This is a genomic window from Allobosea sp. LjRoot9, from assembly GCF_964252745.1.
GTDB lineage: Bacteria > Pseudomonadota > Alphaproteobacteria > Rhizobiales > Beijerinckiaceae > Allobosea.
The window spans coordinates 403,562-420,621 of record NZ_CAXUPC020000003.1 but is presented as its reverse complement, the minus strand read 5'-3'; the positions used below and the strand labels follow the sequence as shown (position 1 = coordinate 420,621).

17 protein-coding genes and 1 tRNA gene are annotated in these 17,060 nt (G+C 66.1%); 12 read left to right on the top strand and 6 right to left on the bottom strand.

The features are described from left to right. Positions 1–61 precede the first annotated feature (61 nt). Together ACSQ3P_RS16470 and ACSQ3P_RS16465 are read right to left on the bottom strand one after the other, a co-directional pair. Positions 62–970 carry a dihydrodipicolinate synthase family protein gene (locus ACSQ3P_RS16470; RefSeq protein ID WP_436166607.1) on the bottom strand — a complete coding sequence of 303 codons (909 nt, stop codon included), beginning with the start codon at positions 968–970 and terminating at the stop codon, positions 62–64. Positions 971–999: 29 nt separating this feature from the next. Next, on the bottom strand, positions 1,000–1,947 hold the full coding sequence (locus ACSQ3P_RS16465) for a dihydrodipicolinate synthase family protein (RefSeq protein WP_436166606.1): 948 nt from the start codon (positions 1,945–1,947) through the stop codon (positions 1,000–1,002). 144 nt (positions 1,948–2,091) lie between these two features. Between ACSQ3P_RS16465 and ACSQ3P_RS16460 the strand changes: the two genes are divergently transcribed. The 7 genes from ACSQ3P_RS16460 to ACSQ3P_RS16430 all read left to right on the top strand — a co-directional run bounded on the left by ACSQ3P_RS16460 (position 2,092) and on the right by ACSQ3P_RS16430 (position 8,424). After that, on the top strand, positions 2,092–3,144 hold the full coding sequence (locus ACSQ3P_RS16460) for a LacI family DNA-binding transcriptional regulator (RefSeq protein ID WP_436166605.1): 1,053 nt from the start codon (positions 2,092–2,094) through the stop codon (positions 3,142–3,144). A gap of 3 nt (positions 3,145–3,147) precedes the next feature. Then, the gene (locus ACSQ3P_RS16455) at positions 3,148–3,528 is read left to right on the top strand and encodes a tautomerase family protein (protein ID WP_436166604.1); all 381 of its coding nucleotides are present in this window, start codon (positions 3,148–3,150) and stop codon (positions 3,526–3,528) included. Between the two features lie 2 nt (positions 3,529–3,530). Next, positions 3,531–4,673, top strand: a complete 1,143-nt coding sequence (locus ACSQ3P_RS16450; protein ID WP_436166603.1) for an acyl-CoA dehydrogenase family protein — start codon at positions 3,531–3,533, stop codon at positions 4,671–4,673. Then, positions 4,670–6,256: an acyl CoA:acetate/3-ketoacid CoA transferase gene (locus ACSQ3P_RS16445; RefSeq protein WP_436166602.1), complete on the top strand. Its 1,587-nt coding sequence runs from the start codon at positions 4,670–4,672 to the stop codon at positions 6,254–6,256. Before ACSQ3P_RS16450 ends, ACSQ3P_RS16445 begins: the two co-directional genes overlap by 4 nt. 10 nt (positions 6,257–6,266) lie before the next feature. Continuing rightward, the gene (locus ACSQ3P_RS16440; RefSeq protein ID WP_436166601.1) at positions 6,267–6,737 is read left to right on the top strand and encodes a MaoC family dehydratase; all 471 of its coding nucleotides are present in this window, start codon (positions 6,267–6,269) and stop codon (positions 6,735–6,737) included. A gap of 105 nt (positions 6,738–6,842) precedes the next feature. Continuing rightward, positions 6,843–7,679 carry an ABC transporter substrate-binding protein gene (locus ACSQ3P_RS16435; RefSeq protein WP_436166600.1) on the top strand — a complete coding sequence of 279 codons (837 nt, stop codon included), beginning with the start codon at positions 6,843–6,845 and terminating at the stop codon, positions 7,677–7,679. A 19-nt stretch (positions 7,680–7,698) separates the two neighbouring features. Further along, positions 7,699–8,424, top strand: coding sequence for an amino acid ABC transporter permease (locus ACSQ3P_RS16430; protein ID WP_436166599.1), 726 nt, complete (start codon positions 7,699–7,701; stop codon positions 8,422–8,424). Between the two features lie 324 nt (positions 8,425–8,748). Here the strand turns inward: ACSQ3P_RS16430 and ACSQ3P_RS16425 are convergent, their stop codons facing one another. The 4 genes from ACSQ3P_RS16425 to ACSQ3P_RS16410 form a co-directional block, all read right to left on the bottom strand. After that, complete coding sequence (locus ACSQ3P_RS16425) at positions 8,749–9,039, bottom strand: hypothetical protein (protein ID WP_436166598.1); 291 nt, start codon at positions 9,037–9,039, stop codon at positions 8,749–8,751. Positions 9,040–9,201: 162 nt separating this feature from the next. Beyond that, positions 9,202–9,423: a hypothetical protein gene (locus ACSQ3P_RS16420; RefSeq protein WP_436166597.1), complete on the bottom strand. Its 222-nt coding sequence runs from the start codon at positions 9,421–9,423 to the stop codon at positions 9,202–9,204. A 210-nt stretch (positions 9,424–9,633) separates the two neighbouring features. Further along, a tRNA-Glu gene (locus ACSQ3P_RS16415) sits at positions 9,634–9,708 on the bottom strand. A gap of 132 nt (positions 9,709–9,840) precedes the next feature. Beyond that, the gene (locus ACSQ3P_RS16410) at positions 9,841–10,935 is read right to left on the bottom strand and encodes an alkene reductase (RefSeq protein WP_436166756.1); all 1,095 of its coding nucleotides are present in this window, start codon (positions 10,933–10,935) and stop codon (positions 9,841–9,843) included. A gap of 317 nt (positions 10,936–11,252) precedes the next feature. On the opposite strand from ACSQ3P_RS16410, the gene ACSQ3P_RS16405 reads away from it, so the two are divergent. From ACSQ3P_RS16405 to ACSQ3P_RS16385, 5 genes are all read left to right on the top strand, one after another. Then, complete coding sequence (locus ACSQ3P_RS16405) at positions 11,253–12,014, top strand: ComF family protein (protein ID WP_436166596.1); 762 nt, start codon at positions 11,253–11,255, stop codon at positions 12,012–12,014. Between the two features lie 46 nt (positions 12,015–12,060). Further along, positions 12,061–12,318, top strand: a complete 258-nt coding sequence (grxC, locus tag ACSQ3P_RS16400; protein ID WP_092167760.1) for a glutaredoxin 3 — start codon at positions 12,061–12,063, stop codon at positions 12,316–12,318. A gap of 146 nt (positions 12,319–12,464) precedes the next feature. Next, positions 12,465–12,947: a DUF1178 family protein gene (locus tag ACSQ3P_RS16395; protein ID WP_436166595.1), complete on the top strand. Its 483-nt coding sequence runs from the start codon at positions 12,465–12,467 to the stop codon at positions 12,945–12,947. Positions 12,948–13,530: 583 nt separating this feature from the next. Continuing rightward, positions 13,531–14,379: a cell wall hydrolase gene (locus tag ACSQ3P_RS16390; RefSeq protein ID WP_436166755.1), complete on the top strand. Its 849-nt coding sequence runs from the start codon at positions 13,531–13,533 to the stop codon at positions 14,377–14,379. Positions 14,380–14,919: 540 nt separating this feature from the next. Beyond that, on the top strand, positions 14,920–16,926 hold the full coding sequence (locus ACSQ3P_RS16385; RefSeq protein ID WP_436166594.1) for a methylmalonyl-CoA mutase family protein: 2,007 nt from the start codon (positions 14,920–14,922) through the stop codon (positions 16,924–16,926). Positions 16,927–17,060: the final 134 nt, after the last annotated feature.

The following is a 17,060-nucleotide window of genomic DNA, read 5'->3' as shown; positions in this document are numbered from 1 at the left end:
CGGCCTGAAGCCACCATAGCCTGGTCGAAGTACAATAGGCCGGCGCTTCGACAACGACTGGTCAGCCCGCCTTTCGCTGGCTCTCAGGCGCGAAAGCGAGGCCTAAGCGCGCGACGAGGTCGCGCGCCGCCGCATCCTGAGCCGCCGGCAAGGGCAGACGCGGCGGGCGCGGCGCGCCGGCCGAAAAGCCCATATGGGTGAGCAGCGCCTTGGTGCCAGCGACATAGGCTTGTCCGCCGACGAACTCGATCAGCGGCAGTTGCTCCAGGTAAAGTGCGCGCGCCGCTTTGATCGCATCGTCATCAGCCACCAGCTCGAAGATCCGCGCCATCGCCGCCGGCGCGACATTCGAGGCCACGGCCACCCAGCCCTGCGCGCCTTCGACGAAGGATTCGAAGCCGAGGATGCCGCCGAACACGGTCATCCGCTCGCCGCAGAGCCGGATGATGTCGCGAACGCGCGTCACCTCCAGCGTCGATTCCTTGATGTAGAGGCAGTTGTCGATCTCGGCGATGCGAGCGACCAAGGCGGGCCTGAGGTCGACATTAGCCGTGGCGGGGTTGTTGTAGACCATGATCGGCAGCCCGATCGCATCTCCCACCGTCCGGTAGTGATGCACGAGTTCCTCGTCGGTCGGCGTCGAATAGAAGGGCGGAATGATCATCACGCCGTCAGCGCCCATTTTTTCAGCACGACGGCTGAGGCGCACCACCTCGCGTGTGTCCTCCGCGCCCGTGCCGATCAAAACCGGCACGCGGCCGGCCGCCTGGCCGATCACGGTCTGCGCCACCAGCACCTTCTCGTCATCGTCGAGCGAGAGGAACTCGCCCGTCGAGCCGAGCGGGATCAGCCCATGGATGCCCTGCTCGATCTGCCAGTCGACGAAGGCGCGCAAGGCCTCGACATCGACATCGCCCGTGGGCGTGAAGGGCGTGATCATGACGGTATAGGTGCCGCGAAAGGTTTTCATGGAGAGGCCTTCGATGGGACGGATCTGGTTCAGGCGGCGGCTGCGCGGCCGGGCATGAGGCCGGCGCCGGCGAGCGCCTGGGCAATCGCACTGCGCTCCTCCGCCTCAACCGGTAGAAGCGGCGTGCGCGGATCGGGGTTCGGCAACTTGCCGAGCAGGTGCAGCGCGGTCTTCATCCGGTTGTGGGCGTCGAGATGGGGCGCGCGGTAGAAGGCGCGGCATAGCGGCCGCAGGCGGGCATTGGCGCGGCGCGCTGCATCGAGATCGCCGCGCGCCATCGCCTCGAAGATCTCGGCGAGGATCGGCGAGGCGACGCTGCCTATGCCCGAGAGGATGCCGTCGCCGCCATAGGCCAGCGAGGCCATCAGCCAGCTATTATTGGTCGTCAGCACCATGACCTGGCGGTCGAGCGCGCGCAGCGCCGCCAGATTGTCCTCATAGGCCTGGGGCGTGTCGCTGCCCTCCTTGATCGCGATGATGCTCTCGTTCTCGCGGCAGAGGCGCAGCAGCACCTCATTGGAGAAGCCGAGGCCCGACGTCAGCGAAAGCTGGAACAGCACGATCGGCAGGCCGGCCGCTTGAGCGACCTCCGCCACGAAACGCGAGGCCATCTCCGGGCGGGCATTGGCGCCCTGGGCGAACAGGGCTGGGGGAAACAGCAACAGCGCATCGGCGCCCGCTTGTGCCGCGTCGCGCGCCAGCGCAACGGCGCCCCGCGTATCATCGGCGACGATGCCGGCCACGACGCCGGCCTTGCCGCCCGTCGCGGCCTTCGCTGCGCCGATGACATCAGCACGCTCCGCGCGCGTCAGCGAGGCGGTCTCGCCGGCATGGCCGTTGACCACGACGGCGCGGACGCCGCTCGTGCCGGCAAGTTCGGCGACATGGGCGTGCAGGGCGGCGTCATCGATCGCGCCGGCCCTGTCGAAGGGCGTCAAGGAAGCGGGCCAGATGCCCCCGATGCCTTTGAGGTCCATGCGGTGCTCCTCTCGCAAGGAATACTGGAAACGTTTGCGGAGTGTGATGCCGCAATAGGCGCCAACAATCCATTATTTGGGCTTGCGCAGCGCATATCGCGGCAATAGCGTTTTGCAATCGTTTCCAATTTAACGGCAGGGTTCATGAGCGTCACGCTCAAAGATGTGGCAGAGGCGGCCCGCGTTTCGGTCAGCACCGCGTCGCGGGCATTGGGCGGCGGGGGGCTTGCGAGCGAGCGCACGCAACAGCGCCTGCTGCGCATCGCCGGGGAGCTCGGCTACCGGCCGAACACGATCGCGCGCGGCCTGAAGACCGGGCAGTCGCGCCTCGTCGGCCTGCTGATCCACAATCTCGCCAACGCCTCCTTCCAGGTCATGGCGGAAGTGGTGCAGGCGCGGCTGAAGGCGCTCGGCTACCAGATGCTGCTCTGCATCGCCGGTGACGATCCGCAGCAGGAGAGCGACATGCTGGGCACGCTCGCCGACCATCGTGTCGACGGGCTGATCGTGGTGCCGACCGGCCGCAACGGCGCTCGTCTCGCTGCGCTGGAGGCTGGCGATATCCCGGTCGTCTGCGTGGTGCGCCGCGACGACGAGGCGGAACTGGAGACCGTGCTGGCGGACGACCCGCAGGGCGCCTATGCCGGCACGCGCTATTTGATCGGCCTCGGGCACCGGCGCATCGGCCTCGTCGTCGGGCGGCAGGACACGACCTCCGGCCGCGAACGCCTGTCGGGCTATATCCGGGCGCTGCGCGAGGCCGATATTGCCGTGGACGAAGCCCTGATCCATGCCGGGCGCTATGAGCCGGAGACCGGGGCAGTGGCTTGCCGCACGCTCCTCGACCTCGCCACGCCGCCGACCGCGTTGTTCGTCGCAAACCATGAATCGGCGTTGGGGGTGCTGCGCGTGACGGCTGAGCGCCGCCTCTCGATTCCCGATGATCTGTCGCTGCTCTGCTACGAGGATACGCCCTGGTTCGAGTGGCACCGTCCCGCGATCAGCGTCGTCGACAACGGCGCGCGCGACCTCGCCAACCTCGCGGTCGACCGGCTGCTGCACCGCATCGAGGCCCGCAATGGTCACAACGCCGGCAATGGTCACAACGCAGAGGGCGCGCGCGAATACCGCGTCGGCGCCCGGCTGGTGAAGCGCGATTCCTGCCGATCTCTCGCTCCTCAAGCAAGCGAGGCCTGACCGATGCCCTATATCGAAGTCCTCGCTCCGCCCGTATCGCCCGCCGGCAAGGCGGCGCTGGCGAAATCGGCGACCGAGGGGTTGATCTCGGCCTTCGGTGTCGGGCCTGAGACGATCACGTTGTTCTTCCTGCCGGTTGCCCCCGGCGACTACGCCCATGCCGGCGAGATGGGCTCGGCACAAACCAGTCAGCGCATCCTGCTCAAGGTCCACGCCTATCGCCGCAGCGAAGCGCAACGCCGCGCCGCCGCCGTGGCGCTGACGCAGGGCGTCTGCGCCGCTTACGGCGTGCCGGGCGCGGATGTCGCCGTCTACTTCCTCGACCGCGAGAAGGACGAGGTCGCCCACGATTCCAGGCTCGCCAGCGATACGAAGGACGCGTAGCGATGGACCGCTTCTACACGGACGACCAGAAGGCCCTGCGCGAGACGGCGCGCCGCTTCGCGGAAGCCGAGATTCTGCCGCGCGCCGCCGCAATCGACCGCGACGACCGCTTCGATCGCGCGCTCTACAAGGGCATGGCCGATCTCGGCCTGTTCGGCATCTGCCTGCGCGAGGGCGCCGGCGGGGCCGGACTGGACTCCGTCGCTGCCTGCATCGCCATGGAGGAGCTGGCGCGCTGTTCCGGCGCCGTCGCCAACGCCTTCGCGATCCCCGTCGAGGCGGTGCTGTTCTTCGACCAGCACGGCACGGAGGCGCATAAGGCGCTGATCCCGCAGATCCTCAGCGGCGAGATCATCCCCGCCACCGCCGTCACCGAGCCCGACCACGGCTCCGATGTCGCCGGCATCAAGACGACCGCCACCCGCGACGGCAAGGACTGGCTGCTGAACGGCACCAAGGCCTGGGTGACGCTGGGCGGGATCGCCGACCGGATCATGGTCTTCGCACGAACCGGCTCCGAGACCGGGCACAAGGCGATCTCCTGCCTGCTCGTCGACGGCGCGTTGCCGGGCATCGCGCGCGGCAGGAACGAGGAGCTTCTGGGCATGCACGGCCTGGAGGACTGCCAGATCGCCTTCTCCGATGTGCGCCTGCCGGCCGACAGCCTGATGGGGCCGGAGAACCAGGCCTTCAAGATGGCGATGAGCAACTTCAACTTCAGCCGATTGATGATGGCCTCGATGGCGCTCGGCATGGCGCAGGCCGCCTTCGAGGACGCCACGGCTTATGCCAAATCCCGCCGGCAATTCGGGCAGGCGATCATCGGCTTCCAGGCGGTGCAGTTCATGCTCGCCGACATGGCGACCGACATCGCCGCGGCGCGCCTGCTGATCCACCATGCCGCGCGCCTGCATGATGTCGGCCAGCCGATCGCCAAGGAGGCGGCGCAGGCCAAGCTCTTCACCACCGACATGGCGATGAAGCACGTCTCGAATGCGCTCCAGATCCATGGCGGCAATGGCTACTCGCGCGAATACCGCATCGAGCGGCTGTTCCGCGACGTCCGCCTCGCCCAGATCTATGAGGGCACCAACCAGATCCAGCGCCTCATCATCGCCCGGCAGGTCGAGAAGGAGGCCGCATGACGCTGAGCATCATCACGGCCGAGCAGGCGGCGGGCCTCGTCCGCGACGCCGACACGCTGATCGTCGGCGGCAATGGTGGCACCGGCGCGGCAGAGGCGATCCTTGCCGCGCTCGAAGCGCGCTTCCTTGATGGCGCGGGTCCCCATGGGCTGACGCTGATCAATATCACCGGCGTCGGCGCCGTCACCGAGAAGGGCCTCTGCCATCTCGCGCATGAGGGCATGATCGCGCGCGTCATCGGCGGCAATTTCGGGCTGCAGGTCCCGTTCATGCGCCTGGTGCGCGACGAGCTGATCGACGCCTACAACTTCCCCCAGGGCGTGATGAGCCAGCTCTGCCGCGCCATGGCGGCCAAGCATCCCGGCGTCCTCACCCATGTCGGCCTCAAGACCTATATGGACCCGCGCCAGGATGGCGGGCGCATGAATGCGCGCACCACCTTGCCGCTGGTCGAGCTGCTGGAACTGCAGGGGCAGGAATGGCTGCTCTACCGCGTGCCCGGCCCGCCGAGCTTCGCCATCATTCGCGGCACCTCGGCGGACGAGGACGGCTATGTCAGCATGGAGCACGAGGGCACGACGCGTGAGGACCTGTCGATCGCGCAGGCCGTGCACAATGCCGGCGGCACGGTGATCTGCCAGGTCAAGCGCATCGTAAAGCGCGGCTCGCTCCATCCGCAAATGGTCAAGATCCCAGGCTTCCTCGTCGATCATGTCGTGCTCGAGCCCGAGCAGATGCAGACCTATGGCACGCAATACGATCCCGCCCGCTGCGGCGAGACCCGGGTGCCCGTCGCCATGATCGCGCCCGATCCGCTGACCGAGCGGCGTGTGGTCGCCCGCCGCGCCGCCTTCGAATTGCGCCCGCGCGACGTCGTCAATCTCGGCGTCGGCATCTCGGCGATGATCCCGAACGTCGCGGCCGAGGAAGGCATCGAGGATCTGATCACGTTGACGGTGGAATCGGGCGTCGTCGGCGGCGTGCCGGGCCATGCGCGTGAGTTCGGCACGGCGATCAATCCGCGCGCCATCCTCGACCAGGCCTATCAGTTCGATTTCTACGATGGCGGCGGGCTGACCTGCGCTTTTCTCTCCTTCGCCGAGGTGGACGAGGCCGGCAATGTCAACGTCACGCGCTTCGGCGACCGCCGCGACGGCTCCGGCGGCTTCATCGACATCACCCAGAACGCCAAGCGGCTGGTTTTCAACGGCACCATGACCGGCGGCAAGCTCGATATCGGCGTCGAGAACGGCCGCCTCTTGATCCGCCGCGACGGCGCCTTCCGCAAGTTCGTGCCGCAGGTCGGGCAGATCAGCTTCAGCGCGGCGCTCGCCGCCGAGCGCGGGCAGCAGGTCTCCTACGTCACCGAGCGGGCGGTGTTCCAGCTCGACCAGGGCGCGGTGACGCTGACCGAGATCGCGCCCGGCGCCCGGCTCGAGGAGGATGTGCTGGCGCATATGGGCTTCAGGCCCCGCATCAGTCCGGATCTTCGCGAAATGGATGCGCGCATCTTCCGGCCGGGCCCGATGGGGATTGGCCGCAGCTTCCTCGAACTGCCGGCGCGCACGCGCAAGGTCGCCTGAGGGGGATGCGATGAGCGCGACCGCGACGATCAATCTCTACTACGAGGATATCGAACTGGGCGCGCAGTTCGAGAGTGCGACGCACAGCGTCACGCCCGCCGACATCGCCGCCTTCGCCGATGTCACGCGCGATCATCATCCGCTGCATCTGGACGAGGGCTATGCCCATTCGCGCGGCTTCCCTGCCGTGATCGCGCATGGGCTCTACGGCCTGTCGCTGATGGAGGGGCTGAAGTCGGAGCTGAAGCTCTACGAGGAAACCTCCGTCGCCTCGCTCGGCTGGGATGCGGTCCGCTTCATGGCGCCGGTCGTCGCCGGCGACAGCCTGCGCGTGCGCTTCCGCTTCGTCGAGAAACGCCCGACCCGCAATCCCGGCCGCGGCATCGTCGTCGAGGCGCTCGACCTGATCAACCAGCGCGACGAGGTGGTGACGGAAGCCCGCCACGTCTCGCTGATCCTGACGCGGCAGGCGGAGGACTGAGCCGCCGACGCGGGCCCAAGACGACGGAACCAAGACGACCCAACCAAGAAAAGACCGGGGAAACGCCTGATCCGCCACTCATTCTTCTGCACGGGAGACCACGCGATGCGCCTTTTCAAGACCCTTTCCGCCCTCGCCGTCTTCGTCTGCCTGGCGAGCGGCGCCAACGCCCAGAGCTGCACCTCCAAGGTGCCGGCCGCCAGCCTGATCGAGGCCGGCAAATGGCAGATGGCGATCAACCCGACCTTGCCGCCGCAGCAATTCGTCGACGAGAAGGGCGAATTGCAAGGCCTGAACGTCGAGCTCGCCAAGGAGATCGCCAAGCGCATCTGCCTTGAACCGGTCTTCGTCCGGATGGACTTCCCGCCGATGATACCGGGTCTGCGCGCCAGCCGCTTCGACACGATCAATACCGGCCTGTTCTGGACCGAAGAGCGCTCGAAGATCCTGTTCATGGTGCCTTATGCCCAGCAGGCGCTCAGCATCTACACCGACCCCAAATCAAGCCTGAAGCTCGAGAAATTCGAGGATCTCGCCGGGCGCGTCGTCGGCGTCGAGACAGCAACCTATCAGGAGCGCAAGTCGCGCGAGTTCAATGCCGAGATGGTCGCCAAGGGCCTGAAGCCGATCGATTTCCGGACATTCTCGACCGTCACCGAGACCTCGGCCGCGCTCCGCGCCGGCCAGCTCGAGGCCGCGATCAACATCAACGAGACCGCCAATGCCCTCGTGCAGCGCGGCATCGCCAAGATCTGGCTGAAGGACGTCGCCGGCACCGACATCACCTTCGCCTTCCGCGACAAGAAGGTGGCGCAAGCCGTGGCCGAGGCGCTCACCGCGATCCGCACGGAGGGCACCTACGACAAGCTGTTCGAGAAGTTCGGCATGACCAAGCTTGCCGCGACGAGCTTCGCCATCCGCGGCGACGGCCCGACCAACTGAACCGGAGAGGGGCGGGAAGATGTTCGACGTCCACGCTTTCCTGTCCTATCTCACCAACACCTATCTGCTCGAAGGCGCCTTGGTGACGATCGGCCTGACCGTCACCACCATGATCATCGGGCTCGTGCTCGGCCTCGTGGTCGCGCTGGCGCGGATGTCGCCGCGCCGCCTCTTCTCGGCGCCGGCGGCATTCTATGTCTGGGTCTTCCGGGGCACGCCGCTCCTGGTGCAACTCGTCATCATCTACACCGCGCTGCCGCAGATCGGCATCCGCTTCGGTGTCCTGATGTCGGCCCTGCTCTCGCTCAGCCTCAATGAGGCGGCCTATCTGTCGGAAACCATCCGCGGCGGCTTCAACGGCATCGCCAGGGGGCAAAGGGAGGCGGCCAAGGCGCTCGGCCTGTCGCGCTGGCACACATTGCGCCTCGTGCTGTTGCCGCAGGTGCTGCGCCTGATCATCCCGCCCCTGGGCAATTCGCTGAACGGCCTGCTCAAGGCAACCTCGCTGGCCTCGATCATCTCGATGGAGGAGCTGATGCGGCGCAGCCAGATGCTGATGCAGCAGAAGTTCGAGGTGCTGGAACTTTATCTGGTGGCCGCAGTCTATTATCTCGCGCTGACGAGCTTGTGGAACCTCGTGCAGGTCAGGCTGGAGGCGTATTACGGCCGTGGCTACGGAGAAGCCGGCAAAAGCGCACCGGCCTCGAAGCCGGTCCGGCCCGCCGTCACTGGGGAGGCCGTCTGATTCCAGATCAAAAGCCGTTTCCGATCCAATTGGATCGTTCAACAGCCCTAGCTCCTTGTTTCAACGCGTTTCCTTCACGCGAACCATTGTCCACTTCGCTCGAAAGCGCCCGATGCGGCGAGCTCAATGTCGCTCACGCTGCCCAATGCGCGGATCCTGGGCATCGCAGCCAATGCTGCGCACCTGCCGTCTGCCGACTTCGAGAACAGGGCCAGCAATCTCGAAAAGAGAATCGGGCGCTTCCCCCCGAGAGAGGTTGGATCGGATGGCTCAGGCAGGACGAGCGGCTCGGCGACATGTTACACGGCACCGGGGTCGATCCGGCTACGATGCCGCTGCTCGCGCGGCTCCCGTTGCTCTCGAGCGACCGTCGCACGGGCTCGCGACCGGCACCACCTCCGTGACGATCTCGACGTCAGGCAAACTCACACAGTACCGCTTGGCCACCACGGCCGCGACCTTGACCAGATCGACGGACCCGTCGACGACAACAGCGCGGAGATCGTGATCAGCGTCGATCATGCTGCGCGCATCGCGACCGAGCTGCTTGGCCATCTCAAGATAGATCAACTGCCCGAGCCGTTGCAGTTCAGAATCGGAGAGTCCCTCACACATCGCACACACCCGCCCACGGACGCGCTGGCGCCCTCAGACGGTAGATGGTGGCAACGGGTCGGCTGCGCCAGAGGCTGCGTCAGCAGTGCTGTTGGCCCGGCACTGCAGGCCGCGGCCGGCTCTGGCCGGCGGCAAGCTTGATCCACCCACACCGCAGCTAGCCTAAATCCACTGACTGATTGTGCCAGGGCCGATCTGATGCAGATCAAGTTCTGAATCGCTCAGGCGCCGCTGCAATTTGAAGACCGGATCTGGCAGCAAGCCCGAATGGGCAGTCAGGGCCAGGACTGCAGCCTCTTCCGAATCCGCTTCGACAAAGAAGACCTGCTTCAAGGTCTCAGTCGCCGAGGTCACTTCGATCTGAAATGCTTTTATCAAACTCATCCACGTCCCCCATCGCTGAGGGGGCGCGGTAGCACGGCCACCAGCGCCCGACCATCCGCGATCATGGGCAAACACGCCTCCCTGAACAGCATCCGCCCGCAGGCATCCGCCGCCGGCTTTTCGGAAAGCCACCAAGATTGTCCCACCAAAATTGCCGGCGGGGCAAGATGAGGAGAAAAGCCTTTTTAAAACAGGTGATTTTGGCGCCGATGGCGCTCCCATGGGGAATCGAACCCCAGTTTTCGCCGTGAGAGGGCGACGTCCTAACCGCTAGACGATGGGAGCAGCGCGGCAAGGGCTGCTGTGTAATCGGGCTGCGGCCGCTCTGCAACTGCTTTTTGCGCAAAGCCCGCAAGGAATTCGCGGCGACGGCTCATGACCGTCGCCGCAGAGCCAATCGAGACCGCGCCCGGCGGCTCAGGCCGCCTTGTCGGCCAAGGCGGGATAGTCGGTATAGCCCTTCGCATCGCCGCCATAGAAGGTCGCGACATCGGGTTCGTTCAGCGGGGCGTTGCGCTCCAATCGCGCGACAAGGTCGGGATTGGCGATGAAGAGCCGGCCGAAGGCGATGGCATCGGCCTCGCTTTTCTCGATCGTCTCGATGGCGAGCTCGCGGTTGAAGCCGTTATTGGCGATATAGCCGCCCTTGAAGGCACGCCGCAGCGCGCCATAGTCGAAGGGCAGATAGTCGCGCGCCTCGCGCGTCGCGCCCTCGACGACATGGATGAAGGCGATGCCCTGTTCGCTGAGCTTCGTCACCAGATAGGTGAACAGCGCCTGCGGATCGGAATCGCGCGCGTCATTGGCCGGGCTGACCGGCGAGATGCGGATGCCGATGCGGCCCTTGCCGAACACCTTCGACACGGCTGCGACAGCCTCGAGCGCGAAGCGCACGCGGTTCTCGATCGAGCCGCCATAGGCATCGCTGCGCTTGTTGGAATCATCGCGCAGGAACTGGTCGATCAGATAGCCATGGGCGCCGTGCAGTTCGACGCCGTCGAAGCCGGCGGCCTTGGCGTTCTCGGCGGCCGTGACGAACTCGCCGATGATCGCGGGGATCTCCGCCAGCGCCAGTTCGCGCGGGGTCGAGACCTCGGCAAAGCCGCTCTCGATATAGGTCTTGGTCTTGGCGGTGATCGGCGACGGGCTGACCGGAGCCTGGCCATCCGGCTGCAGCGAGACATGGCTGACGCGGCCGACATGCCAGAGCTGGGCGATGATCTTGCCGCCTTGCGCATGGACCGCGTCGGTCACGGCCTTCCAGCCGGCGATCTGCGCGTCGCTGTACAGGCCCGGCGTCCAGACATAGCCCTGGCCCTGCTGCGAAACCTGCGTGCCCTCGGTGATGATCAGCCCCGCCCCGGCGCGCTGGCGGTAATATTCGACATTCAGATCATTGGGAGCGTCATTGCCGCGCGTCGCGCGATTGCGCGTCAACGGCGCCATGACGACGCGGTTCTTGAGTTCGATGTCGCCGAGGCGAAGCGGCGTGAACAGGGCAGGCTCGGGCAAGGCAGATTCGGCAGAGTTGGATTGGCTCATCGGAGTGATCCTCAGGATCGCGGCTGGCGCCGCATGATTGACAAGAGCGTTTTCGAGCGAAATGGCCACCGGTTCGCGTGAAGAAAACGCGTTCAGACAAAGAGCTGTCGAGCATCCCACAGCGCCCGCGCCCGGCGGCATCGGCATTCGACAAGGGTCAGATAGGCATGACACAGTGGAATGGCAGGGGCGTGGGAAGCGCCCCTGCCATCGCCGAAAGGATTTTCTCCGCGGAGGCCTGTTTGGAGACGATCGACGCCGCCGAGCCCTCATCGGGGAGACCGGGATTGCGCGCCCGCCTTCTCCATGGAGGCCGCCATGCGCTGCGCGCCGGGCTCAATGCCGCGCTCGGCATCGTCTATCCGCCGAGCTGCATCGCCTGCCATGCCGCGACCGGGGAGGCGCAGGCGCTCTGCCCCGCCTGCTGGGCCGGCATCGGCTTCATCGAGCGTCCCTTCTGCGAGCGACTCGGCACGCCCTTTGCGGTCGATCTCGGCGAGGGCCTGCTCTCGCCGGCTGCGATCGCCGACCCACCGGTCTTCCGTAGGGCGCGCGCGGTCTGCCGTTTCGACGGCGCCGCACGCGAACTGGTGCACAGGCTGAAATATGACGACCGGCTCGAACTGGCGCTGACGCTGGGCCGGATGATGACGCAGGCCGGGCGCGAATTGCTGGGGGAGGCTGAGATGATCGTGCCGGTGCCGCTGCATCGCACCCGGCTCTGGAGCCGGCGCTTCAATCAGGCCGCGGCGCTGGCCCGTGTCGTCGCCAGGCAGAGCCGGGTCCCGCTCGCGCCTGGCTTGCTGGCGCGGGTCAAGCGCACAAGGCAGCAGGTCGGGCTGACGCGGGCGCAGCGCGCCGACAACCTGCAGGGCGCCTTCAAGGTCCCTCTCGCCGCGCGGCGGCAGATCGAGGGGCGGCGCATCCTGCTGATCGACGATGTGTTGACCACGGGCTCGACCGTCAACGCCTCGGCCCGCGCCCTGCTCCGCGCCGGCGCGGCCCAGGTCGACGTACTGACCTTCGCCCGGGTGGTGACGGATGCGTAAGTGCGCACTAAATACAGTGCAACGCACTATCCACGAAAGTCATTCCATGCCGCCGGTCACGATCTACACCACCTCCTGGTGCCCCTATTGCCAGGAGGCGAAAGCGCTGCTGACGAAGAAGGGCGTCGCCTTCGAGGAAATCGATGTCGACGGCAAGCCGGAGCTGCGCCAGGCGATGACGGCCAAGGCGCGCGGGCGCACCTCGGTGCCGCAGATCTTCATCGGCGCCAGCCATGTCGGCGGCTGCGATGATCTGTACGCGCTCGACTCGCGCGGCGAGCTCGACAAGCTGCTGGCGGCGTGAGGCGCGGCAGAGCCGCTTGGCGGGAAAGCCACTTGCCAGGAACGCGACTTGCCAGGAACGCGACTTGCCTGGAGAGGCTGCTTGCAAAGGGCTCGTAAGGGATTACCTGCTGGAGATGCAATTCAGCACCGGTCCCTCGCACTGACATGATCCGCTACGCCCTCATCTGCGACAACGCCCACGACTTCGAGAGTTGGTTCTCGACCTCGGCGAGCTTCGAGGAGCAGGCCGGGCGTGGCCTGGTGAGCTGCCCCTTCTGCGGCAGCGCCAAGGTCGAGCGCGCGATCATGGCACCCAATGTCGCGCGCACCGATCGCGAGCGGACCGCTCCGACTGAGACCGGACCGGATGCAGCCACGACGGAGGTCGCCGCCGCGCCGGCTCCGGTCGCCCTGATGGGCGAGAAGGAGATCGCCTTCCGGGAGATGCTTGTGGCTCTGCACAAGCATGTCGCCGAGAACGCCGAGAATGTCGGCAAGCGCTTCGCCGAGGAGGCGATCAAGATCCATCACGGCGAGAGCGACGGCCGCGCCATCTATGGCGAGGCGACACCCGACGACGCCAAGATGCTGCAGGAGGAGGGCGTCGCCTTCATGCCCCTGCCCCGCCTGCCCCGCGCAGGGAATTGAAGCGCTCTTCATCGATGCCTAGCTGGGTTTCGATACCATCCGGGCCGTCGTTGCGAGCGCAGCGAAGCAATCCAGGGGACGTCGAGCTCTGCCGCCCTGGATTGCTTCGCTGCGCTCGCAATGACGGTGTGGTTCAGGCTAAAATCACCCTCCAAGAGCATTGCTCCTACGAAAAACCGGTGCCCAGTTTTTCGCGCAAGGCTCTAAGCGTTTCCGATGAAGCGCTCCCTGCAAGCCGGCTCGGCGCGTCGCTCCGGCTGGAATGTCTCGCCTTTCCAGCGCGGCATTCGCGGCGCAGCAGACGAAATCCCGTCGCTTCGAGCGTTAAAATTTTTCGTTTACTGATAATATCTTAGCGAGTTTTTCGCCGGAGGAAAGCGCTCCCGGAGCTCCCTTTCCTGCCTCTGCCCTTCCTTTCCGGATTAGCTTTCTGTTAAGGGTTATGGGTTTCCTTGCCCGTGATCCCGCTGCGCCGCACACGGCAATTCAGGATCCCGAACCCAGGAGTTGCCGCATGAAGCGGATCGTGATCGCTGCACATGGTCTCCGTTCCCACGGAGTTGCCCGCCACGGCAGTAGATCGATCCCGCTTCTGATTTCGCTGCTGGCGCCCGCTCTGGGCGCCTGCAGCGTCTCGCCCGTCCAGACGGCTGCGGTCTCCGCGCCGGCAACGAAGGAGCCGGCCGCCGCGCGCAAGCGCGCCGTCGCCCTGGCGAAGGCCGACCCCCGGGAAAAGGACTGCCTGGTTCGTGCGATGTATTTCGAATCGAACCGGTCGAGCGAGGCGGGCCTTCTCAGCGTCGGCACGGTCGTGATGAACCGGGTCGAGGCGCCCAAATACCCTGAGACGATCTGCGGCGTGGTCGGAGCTCCGCGCCAGTTCGCGTCCGGCGTCCTGACGCGCCCGATGACGGAAAAAAACCTGCCGAAGATCGAGGCCATCGCCGAGGACATCCTCAACGGCCGCCGCAACGAGACGATCGGACCGGCCAAGCATTTCCACACGGCCGGGCTGCGCTTCGGCTACACCAATATGCACTACATGACGGTCGCCGGCGGCAACGCCTTCTATGTGAAGGGCGAGCGGCCCGAGCGCCGGCGCATCGAGGAGCCGGCATTCCAGGTGGCGGAGGCCTCCGCGCCCGCGCCTGTTGCAACGGCTTCGCCCGCCGCCTCCACCTCCTTCGCATCCGCGCCGCTGGCCTTCGCCCCCAAGACGCCTGCGTTCGAGGCACCCGCCCCCAAGACGCTTGCGCTCGACACCCCCGCGGTGATGCTGGTCAAGAATGTGCGGCTGCCGCCGGACCGGCCGCTCGATCTCGATCTGCCCAAAACCAAGCGCGCCTTCGCCGCTCCTCCCAAGGTCGACCGGCGCCTGGCGGCGCTTATGCCGTCAACCGTCGAGATCAAGGGCAGCCTTTCGCCGCGATAAGCCCCGGTTCGGAACTCCAGCCCTCATCCTGAGGAACGCCGCAGGCGCGTCTCGAAGGATGCTCCAGCTTGCACCGGATCCTCCTGGAGCATTTTTCAAGACGTCATTCTCCCCGGAGTGGCTCTGTCCAGACACCTACACGCCGTCATTCCGGGCGTAGCGAAGCGGAGACCTGGAATCCATCGTAGAGTGCGTCGCCCTTCGATGGATTCCGGATCAGCGCCGCAAGAGCCGGATGATTTCAGATGGGCTCACGAAGTGATCCCATCTGAAATCTGAATCCGTCTCTCATCAAAAGTGAGAGCAGGATCGATGCGAAAAACCGGTGCCCACTTTTTCGCATCCTGCTCTTGCGCGGCTTGTCCGGAATGACGGCGCGGGGAATGGCTAGCGATCGAAGGGCTGCGCATTTCCCTGAAAACCGGACGCGCTCGCGCCAAATTTTCGTCAGCCTAACGTCGAGGGGGACATCGCCGCGGCTCTGGCGCTATCTTCGCCGCAGTGCAACATTCAGATTGCTCTGCAATACGGGGAAACGCCATGACCGCGACGAAGCCCGACGGCCGGCAGACGGTGCAACGCGACAAGCCCACGCCGCGCGACAAGCCCTGGATTTTCCGCACCTATGCGGGCCATTCGGACGCCTCGGAATCCAACAGGCTCTATCGCAACAACCTCGCCAAGGGGCAGACCGGCCTCTCCGTCGCCTTCGATCTGCCGACGCAGACCGGCTACGACCCCGACCATGTGCTGGCGCGCGGCGAGGTCGGCAAGGTCGGCGTGCCGATCAGCCATCTCGGCGACATGCGGGCGCTCTTCGCCGATATCCCGCTCGCGCAGATGAACACCTCGATGACGATCAACGCGACGGCGGCCTGGCTGCTCTCGCTCTATATCGCGGTGGCCGATGAGCAGGGCGCAGCCCGTAACGCGCTGCAGGGCACGACCCAGAACGACCTCGTCAAGGAATACCTCTCGCGCGGCACCTATGTCTTCCCGCCGCGCCCCTCGATGGCGCTCACCACCGACATCGTCGTGTTCACGGCCCGCGAATTACCGAAATGGAACCCGACCAATGTCTGCTCCTATCATCTGCAGGAAGCGGGCGCCTCGCCGGTACAGGAGCTCTCCTTCGCGCTGGCGACCGCGATCGCGCTGCTCGATTCGATCCGCGCGCGGCCAGAAGTCAGCGCCGAGGAGTTCCCTGAGGTCGTCGGGCGCATCTCCTTCTTCGTCAATGCCGGCATGCGCTTCGTCACCGAGCTCTGCAAGATGCGGGCTTTCGTCGAGCTCTGGGACGAGATCACGCTTGGCCGCTACGGCGTTGCGGATGAGGCGATGCGCCGCTTCCGCTATGGCGTGCAGGTCAATTCGCTCGGGCTGACCGAGCCCCAGCCCGAGAACAATGTCTATCGCATCCTGATCGAGATGCTGGCTGTGACGCTCTCCAAGAAGGCGCGCGCCCGGGCCGTCCAGCTGCCGGCCTGGAACGAGGCGCTGGGATTGCCGCGCCCCTTCGACCAGCAATGGTCGCTGCGCATGCAGCAGGTGCTGGCCTATGAGACCGATCTGCTCGAATTCGGCGACATCTTCGACGGCTCCACGGTGATCGACGCCAAGGTCGCCGATCTCAAGGCCGCCGCCCTCGAGGAACTGGCGAAGATCGCCGATATGGGCGGCGCGCTGGCGGCAATCGAGACCGGCTATATGAAGCAGGCGCTGGTCGAGAACGGCGCCCGCCGGATCGAGGCGATCGAGCGCGGCGAGCAGATCGTCATCGGCGTCAACAAATTCACCAATAGCGAGCCCTCGCCGCTTTCGGCCGGCGAAGGCAATGTCGTGACCGTGCCGGATTCGGTCGAGTTGGAGGCGGTCGGCCGGCTCAAGGCCTGGCGCTCGGCCCGCGACACGAAGGCAGCGGAAACCGCGCTGGCGGAGCTGGCCTCCGCAGCGAAGGAAACGCGCAATGTCATGCCGGCCTCGATCGCCTGCGCCAAGGCCGGCGTCACCACCGGCGAATGGGCCCAGACCCTGCGCGAGATCTTTGGCGAGTACCGCGCCCCGACAGGCGTGGACACGACCAAGCTCGGCGACGATGCAGGCCTCGCCACGGTCAAAGCAGCGGTCGCCCGCGCGACCGAAAAGCTCGGCCGCCCGCCGCGCTTCCTTGTCGGCAAGCCGGGGCTCGACGGCCATTCCAACGGCGCCGAGCAGATCTCCGTCCGCGCCCGCGACGCAGGGATGGCGGTGAGCTATGGCGGCATCCGCCAGACGCCCGAGGAGATCGTGGCGCAGGCTCAGGAAACCGACGCTGACATCATCGGCCTGTCGATCCTCTCGGGCTCGCATCTGCCGCTGGTGCGTGACGTCACGGCCCGCCTGCGCGTCGCGGGCATGACCACCCCTGTCGTGGTCGGCGGCATCATCCCGCCCGATGACGAGAACGCCCTGCGCAATATGGGGGTGGCGGCGGTCTATACGCCGAAGGATTTCGCCCTGGACGGCATTATCGCGGATGTCGCCGGGCTGGCGGCGAAGGGGCGGTAGCTCCTGTCATCCCGCACGCGCTGCAGCATGCAATGCTGCTGCGCAGATGCGGAACCGTTTTCAGGAAAGGGCGCCTTCTCGTCGCGCGGTCCCGTGTCTGCGCCGCGTCACTTCGTGCCGCAGCGCGCACGGGA